This window comes from Leptothrix ochracea (assembly GCF_041083635.1).
Taxonomy (GTDB): Bacteria; Pseudomonadota; Gammaproteobacteria; order Burkholderiales; family Burkholderiaceae_C; genus Sphaerotilus; species Sphaerotilus ochraceus.
The window spans coordinates 1-4,300 of record NZ_JBFPHB010000048.1 but is presented as its reverse complement, the minus strand read 5'-3'; the positions used below and the strand labels follow the sequence as shown (position 1 = coordinate 4,300).

Here is a 4,300-nt window from a genome sequence, read left to right as displayed (position 1 = left end):
AGGGGTTCACACCCCCGCCGCCTGCTCGTCCGCGTGGTAGCTGGAGCGCACCAGCGCGCCGACGGTGGCTTTGCTGAAGCCCATGGCTTGGGCTTCGGCCTCGAACATCTTGAAGGTGTCGGGATGCACGTAGCGGCGCACGGGCAGGTGGTGGCCGCTGGGGGCAAGGTATTGGCCGATGGTGAGCATGTCGATGCCGTGGGCGCGCATGTCGCGCATCACGTCCAGGATCTCTTCGTCGGTTTCGCCCAAGCCAACCATCAAGCCGCTCTTGGTCGGCACGTCGGGGTGCAGGGCCTTGAATTTTTTGAGCAGGTTCAGGCTGAAGGCGTAGTCGGAGCCGGGGCGGGCTTCCTTGTACAGGCGCGGGGCGGTTTCTAGGTTGTGGTTCATCACATCGGGCGGCGCGGCCTTGAGGATTTCCAGCGCGCGCTCGTCGCGGCCCCGGAAGTCGGGCACCAGGATCTCGATGCTGGTCTGGGGCGAGAGTTCGCGGATCTTCTGGATGCAGGCCACGAAGTGCGCAGCACCGCCATCGCGCAGATCGTCGCGGTCCACGCTGGTGATGACGACGTATTTGAGCTTCAGCGCCGCGATGGTCTTGGCAAGGTTCTCGGGCTCGTTGACATCGAGTGGGTCCGGGCGGCCGTGGCCGACGTCGCAGAACGGGCAGCGCCGGGTGCATTTGTCACCCATGATCATGAAGGTCGCCGTGCCGCTGCCAAAGCATTCGCCGATGTTTGGGCAGGAGGCCTCTTCGCAGACGCTGTGCAGCTTGTGCTCGCGCAGGATTTGCTTGATCTCATAAAAGCGCGTGCTGGGCGAGCCCGCTTTGACGCGGATCCAGTCGGGCTTTTTGAGCGTTGCATGGGGCTCGGCCGGCACGATCTTGATCGGGATGCGTGCGGTCTTGGCCTCGGCCTTTTGCTTGACGCTGGGGTCGTAGGGGGTGTGTTCAGTGCTCATGGGGTTCAAGGGTTGGATGTCTTGGCTCAAGGGCGAAGCAGGGCAGAGAGGCGTTGACCGAGTCGCTGGGCGGCCTCGTCCCACGTGGTGCTGACACCCAGGCTTGCCAAGTCGAGGGTGGGCAGGCCCGCGTAGCCGCAAGGGTTGATGCCTTGGTAGGGGGCTAAGTCCATGGCGACGTTCAGCGCTAAACCGTGATAGGTGCAGTGGTTGCTGACTTTGACGCCCAAGGCGGCGATCTTGCCCATCCCAGAGAGCGGGTCCGTTGGATCGTGTGCATCCTGGATGCGCACATAGATCCCCGGCGCACCCCGCACACGCTGCCCGGCCAGCCCATAGCTGTCGAGCACTTGGATGGCGGCTTGTTCTAGGCGAAAGACATATTCCTTGACGTAGATGCCCAGGCGCTTCAGGTCGATCAGCGGGTAGGCCACCACTTGGCCCGGTCCGTGGTATGTCACTTGGCCGCCGCGATTGGTTTGAAGCATGGGGATACCGGGGTTGATCAGCACATGCTCGGGCTTGCCCGCCACCCCTTGGGTGTAGACCGGATCGTGCTCGCAGAGCCAAATTTGATCGGGCGTACCGGGTGTATCGGGCGTGCCGGGCTGGCGGGTTTCGGTGAAACGCCGCATCGCCTCAATGCAGGGTTCGATGGGGGTGCGGCCCAGCACCCGAAGGTCGATGGCAGGAATCGAAGAAGACATGGGCGTGATTGTCGGCTTAGATGCTTGGTTTAAGCGCGGTGTGTTCGCCGCGCTCGCCAAGCCCGCCAAGCGCGTACCCCCAGCAAGCCGCCCAAGATTGCGCCGTAGACCAGCACCTCGCCCCAGCGATGCTTGCTGGCACGCACCCAGAAAAAATGCAGCATCGCCAGCGGCGCGATCAGGTAGATCAGCTGATGCAGCCGGCGCCAGCGCGCTGCGCCAAGCATCTTGATGGCGCGGTTGAAGGAGGTTGCCGCCAGCGGCAGCAGCAGCACCAAGCAGGCAAAGCCCACCAGCGCGAATGGTCGCTTGCTCAGATCTCGGCTGATCGCGTCGAGCTCAAAACCCATGTCAAGCCACGCGTAGGCCAAACCGTGCAGCACGGCGTAGAAGAAGGTGTAGAGCCCCAACATGCGCCGCAGCCGCGCCCACTCCGCCCGCCCCGTCCACCAGCGCAGCGGTGTGATAAGCAACACCACGCACAAAAACCGCAAGGTCCACAACCCCGTGGCCCGCAACAGCGCCTCCGCCGGATTGGCCCCCAACTGGTTGAGCGCTGCCGCACTGAACAGCCAGATCAACGGCCCAAGGGCGAGGACAGCGATCAGCGGTTTGGTGGCGGGGTGGAGGAGGGGATGGCGGGGTGTCATGGTGGCGTGGTTGCGCAGGGCTGACCCGGCCTCAAAAACTGCCCTTCAAATCCATCCCCGCATACATCTGTCCGACTTGGGCTTCGTAGCCGTTGAACATCAGGGTGGTGCGTTTGCGGCTGAAGAGGCCGTCTTCGCCGATGCGGCGTTCGGTGGCTTGGCTCCAGCGGGGGTGATCGACGTTGGGGTTGACGTTGGAATAGAAGCCGTATTCACGCGCAGCGGCTTTGACCCAAGCGGTGGCGGGTTGCTTTTCGACCACGCGGATTTTGACGATCGACTTGGCGCTTTTGAAGCCGTATTTCCAAGGCACCACCAGCCGTACTGGCGCGCCGTTTTGGTTCGGCAGCACTTCGCCGTACATGCCAAAGGCCAGAAGGGTGAGCGGGTGCAGCGCTTCGTCAAGGCGCAGGCCTTCGACGTAGGGCCAGTCGAGCACGTTGGCGCTCAGCTTGGGCATTTGCTTCGGGTCGGCCAAGGTGTGGAACTCGACAAATTTGGCGTTGCCGGTGGGCTCGGCGCGCCGGATCAGCTCAGCCAGCGACCAGCCGATCCACGGGATCACCATCGACCAGCCCTCCACGCAGCGCAGGCGGTAGATGCGCTCTTCCAAGGGCGCCAGCTTGAGCAACGCATCCAAGTCGTAGGTCTTGGGCCGCTTGACCTCGCCTTCGACCGCGACGGTCCACGGCTGGGTGCGCAGCGTGCTGGCGTTGCGCGCCGGATCGCTCTTGTCGGTGCCGAATTCGTAGAAGTTGTTGTAGCTGCTGGCGTCGCCATAGGCGGTGGGCCGATCAAGCACCATGGCCCCGGCTACTTTCGAGGCGCCACCGGCCAGCGCGGCCAACTTGCCGGGGCGTTCGGTGGTGGCGTGGCTCAACGCCCCCAAGCTGCCAAGGGCCAAGGCCGAGCCCCCGGCCAGCGCTTGGCGCAACCAGCGTCGCCGCTCTTCAACCACTGCGCGCGGCGTGATCTCGTGGGCAGGCAACTCAAATCCTTGGTGTGACATGGTCAGCTCCTGAAGTTTGGGTACGCTCTGGGCCAGAGCTGTTGCGGAGGTCTGGCAATCATGAGGCATAAGAAACGTTTATGGATGGCGTGGGTTCAGACGCTGGTGGGCGTTGGCTCGCTGCTGGGGTTGGTCGGATGTGCGACTGAGTCCGCTGGACCCATGATCCAAGGCGAGGAAGACGTTGTTCTCGATCTGCGCAACACTTGGCATTTTTGGGAGATGGGCCTGCGTCAAGCGGCGGCTCAGTTGCGCACCCAGCCACCCCCAAGGCTGGATCGACCGTTGCGCTTGACCAAAATGGTCATGCCCAAGGCGTTCATGGCCGGTGAGGTGGAAGCGCGCTTCGCCATCGACGCCGCAGGTCGGGTGATCAACTTGGAGTTGCGCAATCGTTCTGGCCTGGGTTTCGGCACCGAAGATTTGGTGCGCCTCACGTTCCAGTCCTTGCCCCGCTGGGAGTTTGAGCCGCCGATGCATATGGGTCAGCCGACCGGCTACTGCTGCGTGCGCCTGCGGGTGGAGCATGTGCCAGAGTAGGTCAGGTGCAGCGGATGCGTGATGCGCGGTGTGGCATCCCTAGAATCCACCCCGCCATGCATACCCGCCCTCTTCCCCCTGACGTCGATGCTTCCGCCCCTGCGGTGGCGGTGCCCAGCTCTGATTTGCCCGCGCGCTGCGACGTGCTGGTGGTGGGGGCGGGGCCGGCAGGTTGTGCGGTGGCGACGCTTTTGGCCCGCGCCGGGCGGGAGGTGGTGTTGGTGGACGCCCAGGCTTTTCCGCGTGACAAGACCTGCGGCGATGGGCTGATCCCGGATGCCCATGCGGCCTTGGCGCGGCTTGGGGTGCTGGAGGCCGTGATGGCCCGCGCCCATCGGGTGGAGGCGGTGCGTTGTGTCGGGCCGAGCGGCAACAGCATTGATCTGCCGGGTGAGCTGGCCGTGTTGCCGCGCCGCGTGCTTGATGAG

The 4,300-nt window shown here is 64.1% G+C and carries 6 protein-coding genes; 2 read left to right on the top strand and 4 right to left on the bottom strand.

What is annotated here, in order from left to right; translation table 11 throughout:
* Nucleotides 1–6 precede the first annotated feature (6 nt).
* Genes lipA through msrP form a run of 4 tightly spaced genes read right to left on the bottom strand, consistent with a single transcriptional unit; the run spans nucleotide 7 to nucleotide 3,332 of the window.
* Entirely contained in the window at nucleotides 7–966 is a 960-nt protein-coding gene (gene lipA / locus AB3X39_RS13375) for a lipoyl synthase (RefSeq protein ID WP_369417879.1), read from the bottom strand.
* Nucleotides 967–992: 26 nt separating this feature from the next.
* Nucleotides 993–1,673 (bottom strand): lipoyl(octanoyl) transferase LipB, encoded by a 681-nt coding sequence (lipB, locus tag AB3X39_RS13370; RefSeq protein WP_369417878.1) that lies wholly within the window; start codon nucleotides 1,671–1,673, stop codon nucleotides 993–995.
* A gap of 29 nt (nucleotides 1,674–1,702) precedes the next feature.
* Entirely contained in the window at nucleotides 1,703–2,323 is a 621-nt protein-coding gene (locus AB3X39_RS13365; RefSeq protein WP_369417877.1) for a protein-methionine-sulfoxide reductase heme-binding subunit MsrQ, read from the bottom strand.
* A gap of 31 nt (nucleotides 2,324–2,354) precedes the next feature.
* Nucleotides 2,355–3,332, bottom strand: a complete 978-nt coding sequence (msrP, locus tag AB3X39_RS13360) for a protein-methionine-sulfoxide reductase catalytic subunit MsrP (protein WP_369417876.1) — start codon at nucleotides 3,330–3,332, stop codon at nucleotides 2,355–2,357.
* A gap of 60 nt (nucleotides 3,333–3,392) precedes the next feature.
* Between msrP and AB3X39_RS13355 the strand changes: the two genes are divergently transcribed.
* Complete coding sequence (locus AB3X39_RS13355; RefSeq protein WP_369417875.1) at nucleotides 3,393–3,872, top strand: energy transducer TonB; 480 nt, start codon at nucleotides 3,393–3,395, stop codon at nucleotides 3,870–3,872.
* A 56-nt stretch (nucleotides 3,873–3,928) separates the two neighbouring features.
* Nucleotides 3,929–4,300 (top strand): NAD(P)/FAD-dependent oxidoreductase (locus tag AB3X39_RS13350; protein WP_369417874.1); only part of this gene is annotated, 372 nt, incomplete at its 3' end.